The sequence below is a fragment of the Providencia sp. PROV003 genome (assembly GCF_045040775.1).
In the GTDB taxonomy this organism is placed as follows: Bacteria; Pseudomonadota; Gammaproteobacteria; order Enterobacterales; family Enterobacteriaceae; genus Providencia; species Providencia huashanensis.
In genome coordinates this window covers 3430740-3449393 of record NZ_CP096369.1, presented here as the reverse complement: position 1 = coordinate 3449393, position 18654 = coordinate 3430740, and the positions used below count along the sequence as shown (strand labels likewise).

Here is an 18654-nt window from a genome sequence, read left to right as displayed (position 1 = left end):
TTACTGAGCTAATAATGAAAGTCGAGAGGTGAAAACCTTTCGGCTTTTTTTATTAATTTAAATTATCTATTATTACAATAGTTAATAGCTATTATTGAGTTATTTCATACTAAATAACTGGATTGAATGATTATGCAATTCTTTTTGCGTACATAAACATAATTATTCCAAATCAATAACACGTATAATGAGTAATTAAATGTACTTTAATTATAAAGCTCATGAAAGTAATAATAGTGCGGGTTATATATAACGCTAAAGGAGTATATTTACTTATGTTTGATACCAGAAGTTGATTCTTATCAATACTTATAAAACAGATGATTTAATTTTGATGTGAATAATTTTCATATTGAGGAACTAGATAAAAAAAAAGCCTATCATGGGCTGACAGGCAAAGACTACACACAGCAATTTGGTTAATAAAACCGTGCTTTAAGGGGGGAGCATGGCTTTTCATGTTTGTTTGATTCAATGGCTAGATAATAAAGTATTTATATTATACAAGCATTAAGAACACTCTCAATAATAAACTTACTTGTTGTTACTTAAGAGAATTATTCCAATAGAATTATGTTAACATAAATTAGGCTAAATACTAACATTAGAATGTTAAATATTGTTTCTAAATATTAATGAGAAATGAAATCATTAATGAAACAGACATGTATATCGACAACATGCCTGTTTCAATTAATTGCAACTATTTCTTAATCATGAACACATCTTCAAGAAATTTCTCTGTTTCAGCTAAGTTCTCATTAGGCATAGCTACCTCATTCATCCATGCTTTTAATAAACTATATGAAACAGCTAATACAACGGGACCGATAAATAGGCCTATCATCCCGAATGATAAGATACCCCCGATAACCCCAACTAAGATTAGTACCATCGGCAAATCGGCACCCATTTTAATCAACCAAGGACGAAGAACACCGTCCATTGTTGCCACAACCGCAGCCCAAATGGCGAGAATAATTCCCCAAGTGGTATCACCAGTCCAAAATAACCATATAACAGATGGCACCATAATCAACAGCGGCCCTATTTGAGCAACACAGCAGATAAACAGTAAAACAGTGAGGATTGCAGCATAACCAATGCCAGAAAGTGCAAGGCCAATCCCACCGACAATAGCTTGGATTAACGCTGTCACGACGACGCCCAATGCCACCGCTCTTATTGATTGAGCTGCTAATAAAACAGCTGCATCACCACGCATGCCTGCAAGGCGCACAGCAAAGTGACGTATGCCTAACATGACAGATTCACCCTTAAGGTAAAGTAAGCCGCTAAACAGTAACATTAAGATTAAATGAAACACAAAGCGCCCTGCGCTGATCGCTTGTGTGGCGAACCACCCCGCGGCTTGACCAAAGTAAGGTTGGATTTTTGCGAGTAGGGCGTTACCGCCACTTGCTACAAGGCTATGCCATGCGTAATAAATTTTTTCGCCTACCATCGGTATGGTATTTAGCCATTCTAGCTCTGGTAATGTCAGGCTTGAAGGGGACTTGGCTAAATCAATCAATGGAGTGCTATTATCAATAATACTTCCAATCAAAACCCCTAATGGGATAACAAACAACAGTAATATAAGAAGAACCATCACTAATGCAGCTAGCCAACGCTTACGCCATAAGCGCGCTTCTAGCCGTAATAATAGTGGCCATGTTGCAATAACCATCATCCCTGCCCATACAAAGCCAAGAATAAAGGGATTAAGTACCCAAAAACAGGCGGCTATCATTAAGATGATGGACAATAGGCCGAAAATAAGTTTGGGGAGATCCAAACGTTTTTGCGATTTTTCCATTAATGATTGATCCTTAATAAATGAAAATTCTGCTTATACGGCAAATTTTTAGGTGAAAATAACGAAATTATTTTTCACGATTAAAAAAAACAATATTGTGATATGGTTCATTATGACAATGTCATCAGCGGCTGTACCGTTTTTACTAGCTGTGAAGGTAATAAGTCATAAACCTGAGACGCTATTGTGCAACTTAAAGTAAAGATAGTACATAACGAGTAATGCGAACACTAAACAACAAGAGTCATCGTTAATAATGATCCCGCGTATATCAGAAGCTCCTCATCTTAGTCAATTAGTCATTGAGTTCTTGCATGAGCTACAAGAACAAGGTTTTACTGGTGATAACGGTACCAGCTACGCTGAACGGTTATCCATGGCGACAGACAACAGTATTTATCAACTATTGCCTCAAGCGGTTGTTTTCCCGCGTTCTAGTGCAGATGTACAAATTATTACACGCGTAGCCGGGCAATCCAAATATCGTGAACTTAGCTTTACGCCAAGAGGTGGTGGTACAGGGACTAACGGGCAATCCTTAACAGAAGGGATTGTCGTGGATATGTCCCGCTATATGAATCGTATTTTAGAAATAAACCCCGAGCAAGGTTGGGTCAAAGTTGAAGCTGGCGTAATCAAAGATCAGTTAAACCAATTTTTAAAACCTTATGGTTATTTCTTCTCTCCTGAGCTATCGACCAGTAACCGTGCAACCTTGGGGGGAATGATCAACACCGATGCATCAGGGCAAGGTTCATTAGTCTACGGTAAAACATCCGACCACGTTTTAGGTGTTAAAGCCATGGTATTAGGGGGGGAGTGCATTGATACTCGTGCTATGCCTATCGAACTCGCCCAATCGATTGCGTCCGAGGATTCTATTGTCGGGCGTATTTATAAAACGGTACTAGAACGCTGCTTAGAACAGCGGCCATTAATTGAAGAAAAATTCCCAAAGTTAAATCGTTTTCTGACAGGCTACGACTTACGTCATGTTTTTAATGATGAATTAACTGAATTTGACCTTACCCGCATTTTGACGGGTTCAGAGGGGTCTTTAGCGTTTATTACTGAAGCCACCCTTGATATCACGCCATTGCCAAAAGTACGCAGGCTGGTTAACGTAAAATATGACTCTTTTGAGTCAGCACTGCGTAATGCCCCTTTTATGGTTGATGCTAAAGCATTATCTGTTGAAACCGTCGATTCTAAAGTGCTGAATCTAGCCCGTGAAGATATCGTTTGGCACTCTGTAAAAGCATTAATTACTGATATTCCTAATAAAGAAATGTTAGGTCTTAATATCGTTGAATTTAGTGGCGATGATGAAAGTGAAATTAACCAGCTGACAGACAGTTTGTGCCAACGACTTGATGAGTTAATGGCAAATAATCAAGCGGGTGTGATTGGCTATCAAACTTGTCATGACCTTGATGATATAACTCGCATTTATAATATGCGTAAAAAGGCAGTTGGCTTGTTAGGTAATAGTAAAGGTGCGGCAAAACCAATTCCATTTGTAGAAGATACTTGTGTACCACCAGAGCATCTAGCTGATTATATTGTTGAGTTCCGAGCGCTACTCGATGGCCATAATCTGAATTATGGCATGTTTGGGCATGTCGATGCGGGGGTATTACATGTTCGGCCAGCTCTAGATATGTGTGATCCACAACAAGAAATATTGATGAAACAAATTTCTGATGAAATTGTTGCATTAACAGCTAAATATGGTGGGTTGCTGTGGGGAGAGCATGGTAAAGGTTTTCGCGCACAATATAGCCCTGAGTTTTTTGGGGACGTACTGTATAGCGAATTACGTAACATCAAAGCGGCATTTGACCCAGACAACCGTTTGAACCCTGGGAAGATTTGCCCTCCAGCAGGGCTTGATGCTCCAATGAAACAGGTCGATGATATCAAACGAGGCACTTATGATAGGCAAATCCCTGTTCAGGTTCGCGAGCAATTTCGGGGAGCTATGGAGTGTAATGGGAATGGGCTATGTTTTAATTTTGATGTTAAAAGCCCTATGTGCCCGTCGATGAAAGTGAGTGGTCAGCGCATTCATTCACCTAAAGGTCGTGCAACACTTGTTCGAGAATGGTTAAGGCTATTAGCAGATCAAGGAGTGACTCCGGACTACCTCGAAAAGGGCATTAAGCAAGACTCACCTTCCTTACGTGGTTTAATTGAGAAAACGCGTAATACTTGGCGGGCAAAGCAAGGAGATTACGATTTTTCTCACGAAGTAAAAGCATCAATGGCCGGGTGCCTTGCTTGCAAAGCCTGCTCAACACAGTGCCCAATCAAAATTGATGTACCTTCATTTAGAGCGAAATTTTTAGCCTTATATCACGGTCGCTACTTACGCCCTGTGCGTGATCATATTGTTGCTAACGTAGAGAGCAGTGCACCATTATTCTCTAAGGTACCAGGTGTATTTAATTTCTTTTTACGTCAGCCAATAGTGCAAAAGCTTAGCCAACACACGATAGGTATGGTTGATTTACCCTTATTTTCTCAGCCTACATTGAAACAAGAGCTTTTGGGGCATACTGCGGTGTCAGTAACACTCGAGCAACTAGAAGGTATGGGGGCTGCTCAGCGCGAAAAATACGTGTTGGTAGTACAAGACCCTTTCACCAGCTATTACGATGCGAAAGTGGTCGCAGATTTTGTGCGATTAATTGAAAAATTGGGCTATAAACCTGTTTTATTACCATTTTCACCGAATGGTAAGGCGCAGCATATTAAGGGTTTTTTGGCAAAATTTGCGAAAACAGCACGTAGAACCGCAGACTTTTTAAATCGCGTAGCAAAATTAAAGTTACCCATGGTTGGCGTCGACCCTGCATTAGTTTTATGTTATCGCGATGAATACCATGAAATTTTAGGAAAAGAACAGTGCCAGTTTACTGTAATGTTGGCTCATGAATGGTTAGTGAGTTTACCTGCACCACAAAATGCCAAAGTAAATGCAGCTGAGCCTTGGTACTTTTTTGGGCATTGTACGGAATCAACGGCTTTACCAAATAGTGCGAGCCAATGGGCAAGCTTATTTGCACGTTTTGGCCACAAACTGAATAATGTCAGTGTGGGTTGCTGTGGAATGGCGGGAACTTACGGTCATGAAGTGGCAAACCTTGAAAATTCCAAAGGAATTTATAACTTATCTTGGAAAGGAGCGATGGCCTCTTTACCAAAAGAGCGTTGCTTAAGCCCCGGTTATTCTTGCCGTAGCCAAGTGAAGCGTATGGAAAATACAGTTATAAAACACCCGATTCAAGCACTGTTGGAGATAGTTTAATGATTTGGAAACGTCAATTTAATTTGCAACAATTAGCTGAAATGTCAAAAACGTGCATGTTAGGGCATATTGGTATTGAGATCACAGCATTTGGTGATGATTATTTAGAGGGAACAATGCCTGTTGATGAGCGAACTAAACAACCGTTTGGTTTACTTCATGGTGGCGCTTCCGTGGTGCTTGCTGAGTCTTTAGGGTCAATAGCGGGTTATTTATGTACGGAAGGTGAGCAAAGAGTGGTTGGCCTAGAAATTAATGCAAACCATGTCCGTGCAGCGCGTTCGGGGGTTGTTAAAGGCATTTGCAAACCTATTCACTTAGGGCGTCGCCAGCAAGTTTGGAATATTGAAATATTCAATGAACAAGGAAAACTGTGTTGTACTTCCCGTCTAACGACTGCGGTATTATTTGAATAATCACAGCTATGTTTAGGTGGCTTGTAGGCTTTGAGTAGCTAAAAGCCACCAATAACCTTCCTATTAGTAGTGTTTTTATCTGCTGTTTTATCCGTAAATTCGTTTTTTATCGCATTAATAAAGTTGTATAATAAATACATCTTTATTAATTTGTGTCATTTAATTGTATTATTCAGTACAAAATCAAATAAAAAAATAGTTCTATTTTATTTTTCTTATTTCAATAAGTTAAGTGATAAGAAAGACATTATTGGTGATTCGATAAGCTCATAATGAATAAAAAAAGAACTAAAATAGCTATAACCTCTTAAAACAAATGGTTGAAGTAGAATAGCTAATCATTACCATAGGGTAGACAGAGTTAATCTCCTGATAACAGGCTGAAAAGCCATAAGAAATGTGGGGTCAATATGACTGACGGTGTAGAGACATTTTCATTTGATGAAAACAGTTGGCAGGGAGTTAGCCTGACACAAAGCGCTGCAAAACAAATCAAAAAATTGATGGTGCAAAACCCAAATACGAAAGGGCTTTCACTGGGCGTAAAACAGTCTGGCTGCGCAGGTTTCGGTTATGTATTTGAAATGATCGAAAACCCAACAGACCAACACCTGTTATTTGAACTCGATGGCGCACGTCTTTATGTGCCAAAAGAAGCAATGCCATTTATTGATGGTACAGTCGTTGATTTTGTCCAAGAAGGGCTGAATCAAATTTTCAAATTCAATAACCCGAAAGCACAACATGCCTGTGGGTGTGGTGAAAGCTTCGGCGTTTAACATGTGAAGTCAGATTATGTCACAGAGCAATGTAGAAGTTGGCGATGATGTTCAAAGCTGGCTTGATGACCAGCGTTATAAAGAAGGCTTCTTTACTGAAGTCGCAACGGATGAAATGGAAAAAGGGATCAACGAAGATGTGATCCGCGCCATTTCAGCAAAACGTAATGAACCAGAGTGGATGCTACAATTCCGCCTCGATGCTTTTAATCATTGGAAAGGCATGGAGGAGCCACATTGGCTTAAGGCGAATTATCCAAGCTTAGATTATCAAGATTATAGCTATTACTCTGCACCATCATGTGGTGCGTGTGATGATACGTGCGGTTCTCAATCAGGTGCAACTCAAGGTACTGGTGTTGCTGAAACCAATAGTTATTTAACGGCAGAAGTTGAAGAAGCGTTTAATCAACTAGGTGTTCCGGTTCGTGAAGGGAAAGCCGTCGCGGTTGATGCTATTTTTGACTCGGTTTCCGTTTCGACGACATATCGTGATGACCTTGCCAAACATGGCGTTATTTTTTGTTCGTTTAGTGAAGCGATCCAAGAATATCCAGAACTGGTACAAAAATACCTAGGTACTGTTGTATCAAGTCATGACAACTTTTTTGCGGCACTCAATGCTGCGGTTGCATCAGATGGTACGTTTGTTTATGTCCCGAAAGGGGTGCATTGTCCTATGGAGCTTTCAACCTATTTTAGGATTAATGCGGCGAAAACAGGCCAATTTGAACGTACTATCCTCATCGCTGATGAAGGGAGCTACGTGAGTTATATCGAAGGGTGTTCAGCGCCTGTCCGTGATAGCTACCAGCTCCATGCTGCTGTGGTTGAAGTGATTATTCACAAAGATGCAGAAGTGAAGTATTCAACGGTGCAAAATTGGTTTTCTGGTGGTGATAGCGAAACGGGTGGGATTTTAAACTTCGTGACTAAACGTGCATTATGCGAAGGTGAAAATTCTAAAATGTCATGGACACAGTCTGAGACCGGTTCTGCTATTACATGGAAATACCCAAGTGTTATTCTCAAAGGTGATAACTCAGTAGGTGAATTTTTCTCCGTTGCATTAACCAATGGTAATCAACAAGCTGATACTGGAACGAAAATGATCCATATTGGGAAAAATACGCGTTCTACAATTATTTCCAAGGGGATTTCAGCAGGTAAAAGTCAGAACAGTTATCGCGGATTAGTGAAAATTTTACCGAGTGCTCATAACGCGCGTAACTTTACCCAGTGTGACTCTATGTTAATAGGGACACAATGCGGAGCACATACTTTTCCCTATGTGGAAGTAAAAAATAATACGGCACAATTAGAACATGAAGCAACAACCTCACGTATAGGGGAAGACCAGCTGTTTTACTGTTTACAACGTGGCATTAGCGAAGATGATGCCATTTCAATGATTGTAAATGGTTTCTGTAAGGATGTGTTCTCGGAGCTTCCGTTGGAATTTGCCGTAGAAGCACAAAAATTGCTGGCGATCAGCTTAGAACACAGCGTTGGCTGATCCTAATATGAGTTTATTTGCGCTTAAGCGCTAAAGGCATGTGAATATGTTAAGTGTTAAAAACTTACACGTGAGTGTAGAAGGGAATGAGATTTTAAAAGGGTTATCTCTGGAAGTAAAACCAGGGGAGGTCCACGCCATCATGGGGCCGAATGGTTCTGGTAAAAGTACATTGTCAGCCACTCTCGCAGGCCGTGAAGAATATGAAGTTGACAGTGGTGAAGTGACATTTAAAGGTAAAGACCTGTTTGAGCTAGACCCTGAAGAGCGTGCAGGTGAGGGCGTCTTTTTAGCCTTTCAATATCCCGTTGAAATTCCTGGTGTAAGTAATCAGTTTTTCCTACAAACTGCGGTGAATGCGGTAAGAGAATATCGTCAACAAGAAGCTTTAGATCGCTTTGATTTCCAAGACTTTATCGAAGATAAAATCAAACTATTGGAAATGCCCGAAGACTTACTGGCGCGTTCAGTGAATGTAGGCTTCTCTGGTGGTGAGAAAAAACGTAATGATATCTTGCAAATGGCAGCACTTGAGCCGCAACTGTGTATCTTAGATGAAACGGATTCAGGCTTGGATATCGATGCGTTGAAAATTGTGGCAAATGGGGTTAACTCTCTGCGTTCGCCTGATCGCTCATTCATAATTGTGACTCACTATCAGCGTATTTTGGATTATGTGAAGCCAGATTTTGTCCATGTGCTTTATCAAGGGAAAATCATCAAATCGGGTGATTTCAGTTTAGCGAAAAAACTTGAGGAGCAAGGTTATGGCTGGCTTATTGACCAACAGTGAGAAAGCAGAGAAACGTGCTCAAGTTGCTGCGCTCAATGAGCGCGCAATGTCACGTTTTGCGACATTATATGAACAGCGTCATGGGGCGAACTCACAACATGCTAAAACCCATTGGGAAATGGCAAAGCATGTCGGTTTACCTACATTTCGTCATGAAGACTGGCATTACACGCCATTAAATAGTGTATTAGAAACGGAGTATCGTTTTAGTGAAGCAGATGTTGCTGCAGCGGAATGCGAAGCCTTAGCTCTACACATTGATGCATACCGCATTGTGTTAGTTGATGGTCGTTATAGTTCTGCGTTAAGTTCTATCGATATGGGGCCATTCCAAGTCGCTTTACTCGATAACCAAGATTTGCTGCCATCTCCAGTTAATAGTGAAATTTTTTTACATTTAACAGAAAGTTTAGCGGTGCAACCGTTGGTAATTTCTTTATCGGCGAATAAAATTGCTGAAAAACCACTTTATTTATTGAATATCTCTAGTGGTAATCAGGGTACACAAGCAACAAATCTTAGCCAATATCGTTACCACTTAAGTTTAGAAGCCAATAGTAAAGCACAGGTAATTGAACATTTTGTAAGCTTAAATGGTCAAGCTCACATGACGGGAAGTCGTTTAACCGTTGAAGTGGGTGATAATGCTGATTTTAGCCATTTCAAATTGAATGTAGAAAATGAACAAGCCCAGCATTTTGCGCACAATGATATTATTGTTGGGCGCGATAGCAGAGTAAAAAGCAGTAGTTTTTTACTCGGTGCCTCATTAACCCGTAACCATACTAGCGCACGTCTTGATGGGGAAAATAGCGATTTCGAACTTAATAGTTTGCTATTGCCGAAGGGCAGTGAAATTGCAGATACTCGAACCTATCTTGAGCATAACAAAGGCTACTGTAACAGCCAGCAGTGGCATAAAGTCATTGCTATGGACAATAGCAAGGCCGTGTTTAATGGTATGATTAAAGTTGCGCCAAATGCGTTGAAAACAGACGGTCAAATGACTAACAATACATTATTGTTAGGGGAAAAAGCAGAAATTGATACTAAGCCACAACTTGAAATTTATGCTGATGATGTAAAATGCGGTCACGGTGCAACAGTTGGTCGAATCGATGATGAGCAATTATTTTATCTGCGTTCAAGGGGAATCGATGGCAAAGCAGCAAAACATATGATTATTATCGCATTTGCTGCTGAATTAACAGAATCTATTGAATCGGAAGAATTAAAACACGCTGTGATGGCAAACATCCGCCAGCGCTTAGCGGAGGTTTAATACCTATGCTGTTCAATGTAGCTTCAGTAAGGCAGGACTTTCCTGCCTTATCTCAACTAATCAATAATCATCCTTTGGTGTATTTAGATACTGCTGCTAGTGCACAGAAACCGCTGCAAGTTATTGAGAAAGAAAGTGAGTTCACGTTGCATCACTATGCTGCGGTACATCGTGGAATTCATACTCTCAGTGCTAATGCAACCACGATGATGGAAGAAGTGCGCCAAAAAGCGGCTAATTTTATCCATGCTGCATCAAATGAAGAAATTGTCTTTGTAAAAGGCACCACGGAAGGCATTAATCTTGTTGCAAATAGCTTTGGCCGCAAGTATTTCCATGAAGGGGATAATATAGTTATCACGGAAATGGAACATCATGCGAATATTGTTCCTTGGTATATGTTGGCTGAAGAAATCGGTTTCGAGATCCGTGTTATTCCGATTTCTGATGATGGAAGGTTGCAGCTAGATTCACTCAATGAATTTATTGATGCTCGCACTCGTTTATTGAGTTTTGCGCATATTTCCAATGTATTAGGAACGGTTAACCCTGTACAAGATATCATCAAACAAGCAAGGGCTATTGCGGCTTCGAAAGGGAGTGAGATTGCCATTCTTGTTGATGGTGCGCAGGGTGCTATGCATCAGCAAGTTGATGTACAAGCCTTAGACTGTGATTTTTACGTTTTTTCCGGCCATAAATTATATGGGCCGACAGGGATTGGGGTACTTTACGGTAAAAAAGCGGTCCTTGATAATATGCCACCATGGGAAGGCGGTGGGGCGATGATCCGCCAAGTCAGCTTGACCAAAGGTATCACATTTGCTGATGCCCCATGGCGTTTTGAAGCAGGTACCCCGAATGTTAGTGCCATTATAGGTTTAGGGGCGGCATTTGATTATTTGAATGCACTAAATTTGGCGGATGTATTTGCTCATGAAGCTCAAGTGATGGCATACGCATCGGAAAAACTGCAAGAAATACCGTCAGTCACATTATATGGTAATGATAAACGGGAAGGGGTACTGGCATTTAATTTAGGGCAACACCATGCTTATGATGTCGGGTCTTTTCTTGATAGATATGGAATAGCGATACGTACAGGGCACCATTGTGCTTTACCATTAATGGAACACTATCATGTTCCTGCTATGTGCCGAGCTTCTGTGGGGATTTACACGACCAAAGAAGAAATCGATTCTTTATTCAGTGCGTTACAGCGAATTAAAAAATTGTTAGGCTAGCACATAAAACAGATTGTTTTGGTAAAGGAAATCAGTATGCCCGCATTACCCGATGAACATAAGTTATTACGTAACTTTTCCCGTTGTCAGGATTGGGAAGAACGCTATTTATATATGATTGAACTTGGTGGACGTTTACCTGACTTAACTGAAGCACAAAGAAGTGATAATAATTTGATTGCAGGTTGCCAAAGTCAGGTTTGGATTGACATGCAAAAGCAATCGGACGGGGCTATTATGTTTGCTGGTGACAGCGATGCAGCAATAGTTAAAGGGCTAGTGGCAATTGTCATTATTCTTTTTCAAGGCAAAACCGCGCAACAAATATTAGGGCTCGATGTTAAGTCTTTTTTTGAGCAATTAGCATTGGAGCAGCATTTAACCCCTTCACGTACACAAGGCTTAAATGCCATGATCCGCTCAATTTTAGCTCGTGCAGGTCAATTAGCATAATAATATCAGGGGAGTACAGTTTGCTCCCTTTCTCCTAGCCAATCTTTTTTCTTTTCTATGCTACTCTAAACTCATGTATTTAATTAAGTTATTATTATTAGACTAATTATTATGGATAAGCTCAGTGCTAATTATTAACTAAAATATTTATTTAGTATTAAAGATATGCAAGATAGTTGCTATTATGAGCAATAATCATTGCATTATTGTAAGAACACCATTTTCCTTGGAGTAGGTATGAAAAGAGTTTTGACGGCGGTAAGTTTGTTTGTCATGAGTGCTTTGTTGGCTCCGGCTCAGGCAAAAGAGTATCCATTACCTGACAGTAATACACGCCTAATCGGGGAAAACCTGACGTATGTTGTACCAAATGATGGGCGCCCGTTAGAAGCTATCGCCAGTGATTACCAAATAGGCTTATTGGGTATGTTAGAAGCAAACCCTGGGACAGACCCTTACCTTCCTGAAGCGGGCAAGGAACTGATCATCCCCGCACAAATGCTATTACCCGCTACACCAAGAACGGGGATTGTCATTAACCTCGCTGAGCTTCGTTTATATTATTACCCTGCGAATAGTGAAAATGTTATTGTTTACCCAATAGGTATTGGTCAATTGGGGCGTGACACGCCTGAAATGGTGACATCTGTCAGCCAATCAATTAAAGACCCTACATGGACACCAACAGCAAACATTCGTAAAAATTATGCCAAAGAGGGGATAACTTTGCCTGCGGTAGTTCCTGCGGGACCAGAAAATCCGATGGGGCTATATGCGTTACGGTTATCTTATGGTCGAGGTGAATATTTAATTCATGGTACTAATGCAGACTTTGGTATTGGCATGAGAGTTAGTTCGGGATGCATTCGCTTACGGCCTGATGATATTGAAGCATTATTCAAAACGGTACCAAAAGGAACACGGGTCCAAGTTATTGACCAACCGGTGAAATATTCTAAAGAAGCGGATGGAAGCTATTATATTGAAGTACATCAACCGTTATCTCGGACAAGCAGTGATGACCCACAAACGATGCCAATCAAATTGTCTGACGATTTCAAGCGTTTTTTAGAAAATGAAGGGGTTGACAAGGGCTTAGTAGAAAAAGAACTGGCAAGGCGTTCTGGTATGCCTGTGAGGGTCAATAATGATCAAGGTAATAGTATTCCTGATACTGAAAGCCAAATACAGCAAGGTTTAGTTCCTATTGAACCCTTTAGTATCTCACAACCTGAACCTATCTATGATGGTAAAGTTGGTGCATTGCTACCGGCTAAGTACCGCTCTTCTGCAATAACGCAATAATTTCAATAAAATAAGGGCCTATTTTCATAGGCCCTCATAAATGCTACTAGCTTCAAAGAAGCGTCTTTTCGACTAAATAACGACCAAATCGAACTTATTTTTTGTAAGTGCGAACTTGGTTGTCCAAGCGCTGGTTAGCGCGAGCTGCTTCTTCTTGAGCTGTCTGTACGTCAGAACGCAGAGACTGAACGTCGTTGCTCAGTTGATCAACTTTACCATTCAGAGTTTGTACGTCTGAAGAGAGTTTTTGCACTTCAGTGCTGTTAGAACAACCCGCTAGTAATGCTGAAGCTAATACGATAGAGCCCAGTACAATTTTAGTACGAATCATTATTTTACCCTCTAGATTGATTTATCTTGAAAATATAAAAAAGCAAGTCACCAAACAATAGAGCCAAGACTGTTATCTTAAAGCTTGCTATATCCCTTTAAAACAACCTAATGAAAATTAGGGTATGGCACTTACTTAGTCTTATGCTAGTACTAAATATAAAGTTTTGCTAGAAATACTTTAATATTAGTACTAGGAAAAAGAAGAAAAATTTAAATCAAGAACAATGATGGCGGTTATTTGACCAATTTAAGGGCTTTTTTTGATTTTACACTAATAATGATAAGAGAATATTTACTTGGGGGTACAAAATAAGTAAATAGTTACTTCAGGACAGCACAAAATGTTAACTTTAAATAAGAAGGCCGATGGTTAAATTAATTACCATCGGCCTTTTTGCATACAACTTATGAGAGTTTATTTAGAGCACATGAACAGATGAAGTATTGGTCGTACCGCTTTGTACTAATGCGCCGGATACCATAACAACAGCATCACCTGAAACCGCTAAACCACTTTCTAACGCTGCACGTTTACCTTCACGATAGAAGTCGTCAGTAGAAGTAAACCCACCAACAATCATCGGGATCACGCCTTTGACTAATAATAACTGACGAGCAGTTTCTTCGTTAGTTGTTAATGCAAGAATAGGTGCGGTTGGGAAATATTTACGAACCGATTTTGCTGATTTACCGCCGTATGTTGCAACAACAATCAGAGGAACATCTAATTTTTCAGACATTTCTACTGCGCCACGGCATACCGCTTCAGTAACACGTAAACGCTGGCTTGGTTTTTGGTTATCGATGCGAGTTTGCATCACACTATCCGTGCGCTCACAAATCGTTGCCATAATAGTGACAGCTTCTACAGGATATTTACCTTTTGCACTTTCACCTGATAGCATCACTGCATCGGTACCATCTAAAATCGCGTTTGCAACATCCCCTGCTTCTGCACGAGTCGGGCGCGGGTTTTTGATCATTGAGTCTAACATTTGGGTCGCAGTAATAACCACTTTACGTGCTGCAACACATTTCTCAATCATCATTTTTTGCGCGAAAATAACTTCTTCAACAGGGATCTCTACTCCTAAATCACCACGTGCAACCATGATGCCATCAGATGCTTCTAAAATTTCATCAAAATTATTTAGACCTTCTTGATTTTCAATTTTAGAGATAATTTGAATGTTTTCGCCGCCGTGTTTTTTCAGGTGAGCACGAATTTCTTCTACATCAGAACGTTTACGGATAAAAGAGGCAGCTACAAAATCCACACCTTGTTGGCAACCAAAAACTAAGTCTTCTTTATCTTTTTCGGCTAATGCGGGTAAGCCAATTGAAACGCCGGGTAGATTAACCCCTTTTTTCTCACCGAGGTCACCGTTATTTAAGACTTCGCAAATAACTTCAGTAGCAGTGATGCTAGTGACTTTCATGCCAATTAAGCCATCATCGACTAATACAGTATTGCCTACTTCTAAATCAGAAGTTAACCCTGCATAAGTGACAGCAACTTTATCTTTATTGCCGATAACGGAAGTATCTGTCGTAAAAGTAAAGGTTTGACCGGCAACAAGAGAGACGTCGTTACCACCTTCTAATTTCATGGTACGAATTTCAGGACCTTTTGTGTCCAGCAGGATAGCTGCTTGTTTACCAGTTTTTGCGCACACAGAGCGAAGATTGTTGATACGTTGACCATGTTCTTCATAGTCACCGTGAGAGAAGTTGAGGCGCATAACGTTCATGCCAGCATCAAGGAGTTGGGTCAGTTTTTCTTCTGATTCGGTTTTTGGACCGATAGTACAAACAATTTTGGTTTTTTTCATGGCAGTCTATCTAAGGTTATAAAGGAAATCGGTATTGTCGCCGATGCTTAGTGCGCATGATAAAATGTGTTGCGCAACTCATTTATAAGAATAGGCGACAGTCTGGTGGTTAATTCATTTTACGCTAAAATTTATCTCATTTTGATTCTTATTATAGTGTAGATGACAAATTCAATTAAAGCTAACACACTGATTTATTGCTGTTGAAACCTTTCAGCCAGCATGAGTATTATAGACAACAAAAAACTGTGAGACAAATCAAATTTTCTTAAATTGAAAGAAGTCGTCACTCAGATCAAATACTCAGTAAATAGTTTGCGATTTATTTTGTTGCGCAACAAAGTAAGGGAAGATCGACAGACAATCAAGGAAAATATTAGAATCAATAGGAGGAGGTTAGCAAAATGGTGCGTCCGAGTAGACTCGAACTACCGACCCCCACCATGTCAAGGTGGTGCTCTAACCAACTGAGCTACGGACGCACTGAAAGAGTATGCTTTGAGTTAACTTGAAATGGTGCGTCCGAGTAGACTCGAACTACCGACCCCCACCATGTCAAGGTGGTGCTCTAACCAACTGAGCTACGGACGCATTAAAAAATTATCTAGCTGACAACGGGAACGAATATTAACGTTATGATGCGCATCTGGCAAGGGGAAAATGTATTTTTGCGATAGTTTGCTCGTATTTAAAACTATCTGATGCGAAATACATCTTCCCGTACAGTTAAAAGCTTAAAAAACCGTCAATTAGCGAGTCGAACGAACTAAAATAAACTCTTCAGATTGTTTATGAAGCCACATAATCCGTGTTGCCATACCAATGGCTGCTGCGCTTAAGCCAATTATAAAACCAATCCAAAACCCTTTAGGCCCCATGGCTGGAGCAACAATATCGGTTAAGGCTAAGATATAGCCTGCAGGTAATCCTAGTAGCCAGTAAGCAGTAAAAGTAATAAAGAAAATAGAACGTGTATCTTTATAACCCCGTAGGATACCAGCACCAATAACTTGTACGGAATCTGATAATTGATAAATTGCGGCATATAGCATCAAACTAGACGCTAAAGCCACAACTTCCGGGTTTTTGTTATACATCATCGCAATTGGCTCACGGAATACGATAGTTAAAATAGCAGTAATACAAGCCACCATTAAGCCAACCGCTAAGCTAGTGTAAGATGAAACTTTAGCGGCCTCGGTAGATTTTTGCCCTAAATTATAACCAACCCGGATTGTTGCAGCGATCCCTAATGATAATGGGAACATAAACATCACTGAGCTAAAATTAAGAGCAACTTGGTGACCGGCAACGGCTATGACACCTAACGGTGCAACTAATAGTGCAACAACAGCAAATAATGTGACTTCAAAGAACAGAGCTAAACCAATAGGAGTACCCAATACAATGATGCGCTTTAAAATTAATGGATTTGGCGATGTAAAAACTAGAGTAGGGCGAATATCACGCTGAGAATGCGCTCGTTTCACATACCATCTCATCATTATGCACATAGCCCAATACACTGTAGCTGTCGCAACACCACAACCGACACCACCTAGTGCAGGTGCTCCAAAGTGCCCATAAATAAAGATATAATTGATAGGAATATTCACCATCAAACCAAGAAAACCAATAACCATCCCCGGTTTCGTTTTCGATAAACCTTCACATTGGCTACGATAGACTTGATAAAATAGGTATCCTGGCGCTCCCCACATGATTGCATGTAAGAATCGCACTGATTTATCGGCTAATTCAGCATCAATGTGCGGCATGTTATGAATGATTAACTGGCTATTATAGAGCAAACACATAATGCCCAACGCTAAGAACAATGCAAGCCATAGACCTTGCTGAACCTGATCGCCAATTAAATTTCGGCGACCTGACCCATTCATTTGAGCGACAATAGGCGTCAATGCCATCAATAGCCCTTGCCCAAAAAGAATAGCGGGCAGCCAGATTGAAACCCCAACTGCAACTGCGGACATCTCTATTTCACTAACGCTTCCAGCCATAATAGTATCCACAAACCCCATTGCAGTTTGTGAAAATTGAGCTAAAACAATAGGAATACCGAGTGCCAGCAAGCTACGCGCTTCTGTAAAATATTTCTGCACGCATACACCTTCATAATAAAACGAGTAATAGGAAAAAAACTAGAAAAATAAATGATTTACTTAAAGTATAAGCTTTAATAAAAACCGCTCATTCTATCCCTTTTCTAGAGAGAATCCAATAATGATATAATTGAATGTAATAAAAAAGCATTTTTAAACCTAGGTGCTGGTTATATCGCTAGTTTGCCAGTGAATTGGTCTGTCGCTTATCACTCAAATAAGATAGATCTCTAAGAATTCTTATGTAAACTGAAGTCATTAATTCACTACACTGAGATTTATTATGTTTACAGGCATTGTCCAAGCTACAGCTCCTATTATAGAAATCACTGAAAGAGCTAATTTTCGTACTCATGTAATGAAATTTACCCCTGAATTATTAGTCGGCTTAGAAACAGGGGCATCTGTTGCACATAACGGCTGTTGCCTTACAGTGACAAAAATTGATGGTGAAAAGGTTAGCTTTGATCTCATTAAAGAAACATTACGTTTAACCAACCTTGGCGCACTAAAAGAAGGGGATGTGGTTAATATTGAACGTGCTGCTAAATACGGTGATGAAATTGGGGGGCATGTTGTTTCTGGTCATATTATGACAACTGCAGAAATCAGTAAAATTTTCACCTCAGAAGATAACCATCAAATTTGGTTGGCGATTCACGATAAATCATTGATGAAATATATTTTACATAAAGGGTTTGTTGCCATAGATGGTATCAGCTTAACTGTAGGTGATGTCATCAATAATCGTTTTTGTGTGCATTTGATCCCAGAGACTTTGGAGCGAACTACATTAGGTCAAAAACGTTTAGGGGACAAAGTGAATATTGAAATCGATCCTCAGACTCAGGCAATCGTTGATACGGTTGAACGTGTTTTGAACCAAAAAGAACAAGAAAAGTTTTTACAACAAACTAATGAAACAATAGAAGCTAATGAGCCTTAGTAAATATTACCTTTAAGGGGTCTTAAGCTGTTAGTTAGGTTTGATTACTTTATCTAATTAGGCTATAGCAGCGGTTTATGGTGCTATAGCCAAGGTCAATTACGAAGGGGGAATTAATTTATCGGGCGTGTTTAATAATCTAATTCTACAATTCTGCTAATTACAATAAGTTAAAATTAATAAAAGAGGGTGAAATTTTTATTAATGGCTAACCTTAAACGTCAACTAGTTATTTTTCACTGAAGTTGACTGAAAAACTAGCGTTATCACGCTCAATTGCATCGACTAGACGTTTGAAATGTGGACTATTTTTATGCATCTCTAGCGCTTGAGTATTTTCCCACTCTTCGAAAACAATGTAACCATTTTCTTTAGCCATAAGATCATATTGAATGCATCCTTTCTCTCGGCGACTTAATTTTGCTAAGTCACGAACGATTTCTCGCGTCAAATACCCATCTGATTTTTCCGTCGTAATTTGGGCATACACAACAATACTCATT

General features: G+C 39.9%; 15 protein-coding genes and 2 tRNA genes. 10 read left to right on the top strand and 7 right to left on the bottom strand.

Annotation, left to right across the window (positions count from 1 at the left end):
• Window positions 1-703: 703 nt before the first annotated feature.
• Window positions 704-1819 (bottom strand): AI-2E family transporter YdiK, encoded by a 1116-nt coding sequence (gene ydiK, locus M1F14_RS15850; protein ID WP_042844045.1) that lies wholly within the window; start codon window positions 1817-1819, stop codon window positions 704-706.
• A 256-nt stretch (window positions 1820-2075) separates the two neighbouring features.
• Here ydiK and M1F14_RS15845 point away from each other — a divergent pair, with 256 nt between their 5' ends.
• From M1F14_RS15845 to M1F14_RS15805, 9 genes are all read left to right on the top strand, one after another.
• A complete protein-coding gene (locus tag M1F14_RS15845; protein WP_042844044.1) occupies window positions 2076-5129 on the top strand; it encodes an FAD-binding and (Fe-S)-binding domain-containing protein in 3054 nt (1017 codons plus the stop codon).
• Window positions 5129-5545 (top strand): 1,4-dihydroxy-2-naphthoyl-CoA hydrolase, encoded by a 417-nt coding sequence (menI, locus tag M1F14_RS15840; protein ID WP_042844043.1) that lies wholly within the window; start codon window positions 5129-5131, stop codon window positions 5543-5545. Before M1F14_RS15845 ends, menI begins: the two co-directional genes overlap by 1 nt.
• A gap of 410 nt (window positions 5546-5955) precedes the next feature.
• Window positions 5956-6324 (top strand): Fe-S cluster assembly scaffold SufA, encoded by a 369-nt coding sequence (gene sufA, locus M1F14_RS15835; RefSeq protein WP_042844042.1) that lies wholly within the window; start codon window positions 5956-5958, stop codon window positions 6322-6324.
• A gap of 16 nt (window positions 6325-6340) precedes the next feature.
• Window positions 6341-7840, top strand: coding sequence for a Fe-S cluster assembly protein SufB (sufB, locus tag M1F14_RS15830; RefSeq protein ID WP_042844041.1), 1500 nt, complete (start codon window positions 6341-6343; stop codon window positions 7838-7840).
• 46 nt (window positions 7841-7886) lie between these two features.
• Window positions 7887-8633, top strand: a complete 747-nt coding sequence (sufC, locus tag M1F14_RS15825; protein WP_042844040.1) for a Fe-S cluster assembly ATPase SufC — start codon at window positions 7887-7889, stop codon at window positions 8631-8633.
• A complete protein-coding gene (sufD, locus tag M1F14_RS15820) occupies window positions 8608-9915 on the top strand; it encodes a Fe-S cluster assembly protein SufD (RefSeq protein WP_042844039.1) in 1308 nt (435 codons plus the stop codon). The genes sufC and sufD overlap by 26 nt, the downstream gene beginning before the upstream one ends.
• A 5-nt stretch (window positions 9916-9920) precedes the next feature.
• Complete coding sequence (gene sufS / locus M1F14_RS15815) at window positions 9921-11159, top strand: cysteine desulfurase SufS (RefSeq protein ID WP_042844038.1); 1239 nt, start codon at window positions 9921-9923, stop codon at window positions 11157-11159.
• Window positions 11160-11195: 36 nt separating this feature from the next.
• Entirely contained in the window at window positions 11196-11612 is a 417-nt protein-coding gene (gene sufE / locus M1F14_RS15810; protein WP_042844037.1) for a cysteine desulfuration protein SufE, read from the top strand.
• A gap of 237 nt (window positions 11613-11849) precedes the next feature.
• The gene (locus tag M1F14_RS15805; protein ID WP_042844036.1) at window positions 11850-12917 is read left to right on the top strand and encodes a L,D-transpeptidase family protein; all 1068 of its coding nucleotides are present in this window, start codon (window positions 11850-11852) and stop codon (window positions 12915-12917) included.
• Window positions 12918-13011: 94 nt separating this feature from the next.
• On the opposite strand, the gene M1F14_RS15800 is transcribed toward M1F14_RS15805, so the two are convergent.
• From M1F14_RS15800 to M1F14_RS15780, 5 genes are all read right to left on the bottom strand, one after another.
• The gene (locus tag M1F14_RS15800) at window positions 13012-13248 is read right to left on the bottom strand and encodes a major outer membrane lipoprotein (protein ID WP_004263789.1); all 237 of its coding nucleotides are present in this window, start codon (window positions 13246-13248) and stop codon (window positions 13012-13014) included.
• A 421-nt stretch (window positions 13249-13669) separates the two neighbouring features.
• A complete protein-coding gene (gene pykF, locus M1F14_RS15795) occupies window positions 13670-15082 on the bottom strand; it encodes a pyruvate kinase PykF (protein ID WP_042844034.1) in 1413 nt (470 codons plus the stop codon).
• A 405-nt stretch (window positions 15083-15487) separates the two neighbouring features.
• A tRNA-Val gene (locus M1F14_RS15790) sits at window positions 15488-15564 on the bottom strand.
• Between the two features lie 32 nt (window positions 15565-15596).
• Window positions 15597-15673: transfer RNA gene (locus M1F14_RS15785), tRNA-Val, on the bottom strand.
• A 158-nt stretch (window positions 15674-15831) separates the two neighbouring features.
• On the bottom strand, window positions 15832-17205 hold the full coding sequence (locus M1F14_RS15780) for an MATE family efflux transporter (RefSeq protein ID WP_048607015.1): 1374 nt from the start codon (window positions 17203-17205) through the stop codon (window positions 15832-15834).
• 283 nt (window positions 17206-17488) lie between these two features.
• On the opposite strand from M1F14_RS15780, the gene M1F14_RS15775 reads away from it, so the two are divergent.
• Entirely contained in the window at window positions 17489-18151 is a 663-nt protein-coding gene (locus tag M1F14_RS15775) for a riboflavin synthase (RefSeq protein ID WP_042844031.1), read from the top strand.
• 229 nt (window positions 18152-18380) lie between these two features.
• On the opposite strand, the gene M1F14_RS15770 is transcribed toward M1F14_RS15775, so the two are convergent.
• Entirely contained in the window at window positions 18381-18653 is a 273-nt protein-coding gene (locus M1F14_RS15770) for a putative quinol monooxygenase (protein ID WP_048607016.1), read from the bottom strand.
• Window position 18654: the final 1 nt, after the last annotated feature.

What these genes read in the sequence shown, in the direction of transcription:
- sufD (WP_042844039.1), top strand. Translation starts at nt 8,608, where the DNA reads ATGGCTGGCTTATTGACCAACAGTGAGAAAGCAGAGAAACGTGCTCAA.
- M1F14_RS15800 (WP_004263789.1), bottom strand. Translation starts at nt 13,248, where the DNA reads ATGATTCGTACTAAAATTGTACTGGGCTCTATCGTATTAGCTTCAGCA.
- M1F14_RS15805 (WP_042844036.1), top strand. Translation starts at nt 11,850, where the DNA reads ATGAAAAGAGTTTTGACGGCGGTAAGTTTGTTTGTCATGAGTGCTTTG.
- pykF (WP_042844034.1), bottom strand. Translation starts at nt 15,082, where the DNA reads ATGAAAAAAACCAAAATTGTTTGTACTATCGGTCCAAAAACCGAATCA.
- M1F14_RS15775 (WP_042844031.1), top strand. Translation starts at nt 17,489, where the DNA reads ATGTTTACAGGCATTGTCCAAGCTACAGCTCCTATTATAGAAATCACT.
- M1F14_RS15770 (WP_048607016.1), bottom strand. Translation starts at nt 18,653, where the DNA reads ATGAGTATTGTTGTGTATGCCCAAATTACGACGGAAAAATCAGATGGG.
- menI (WP_042844043.1), top strand. Translation starts at nt 5,129, where the DNA reads ATGATTTGGAAACGTCAATTTAATTTGCAACAATTAGCTGAAATGTCA.
- ydiK (WP_042844045.1), bottom strand. Translation starts at nt 1,819, where the DNA reads ATGGAAAAATCGCAAAAACGTTTGGATCTCCCCAAACTTATTTTCGGC.
- sufC (WP_042844040.1), top strand. Translation starts at nt 7,887, where the DNA reads ATGTTAAGTGTTAAAAACTTACACGTGAGTGTAGAAGGGAATGAGATT.
- sufA (WP_042844042.1), top strand. Translation starts at nt 5,956, where the DNA reads ATGACTGACGGTGTAGAGACATTTTCATTTGATGAAAACAGTTGGCAG.
- M1F14_RS15845 (WP_042844044.1), top strand. Translation starts at nt 2,076, where the DNA reads ATGATCCCGCGTATATCAGAAGCTCCTCATCTTAGTCAATTAGTCATT.
- sufS (WP_042844038.1), top strand. Translation starts at nt 9,921, where the DNA reads ATGCTGTTCAATGTAGCTTCAGTAAGGCAGGACTTTCCTGCCTTATCT.
- sufE (WP_042844037.1), top strand. Translation starts at nt 11,196, where the DNA reads ATGCCCGCATTACCCGATGAACATAAGTTATTACGTAACTTTTCCCGT.
- sufB (WP_042844041.1), top strand. Translation starts at nt 6,341, where the DNA reads ATGTCACAGAGCAATGTAGAAGTTGGCGATGATGTTCAAAGCTGGCTT.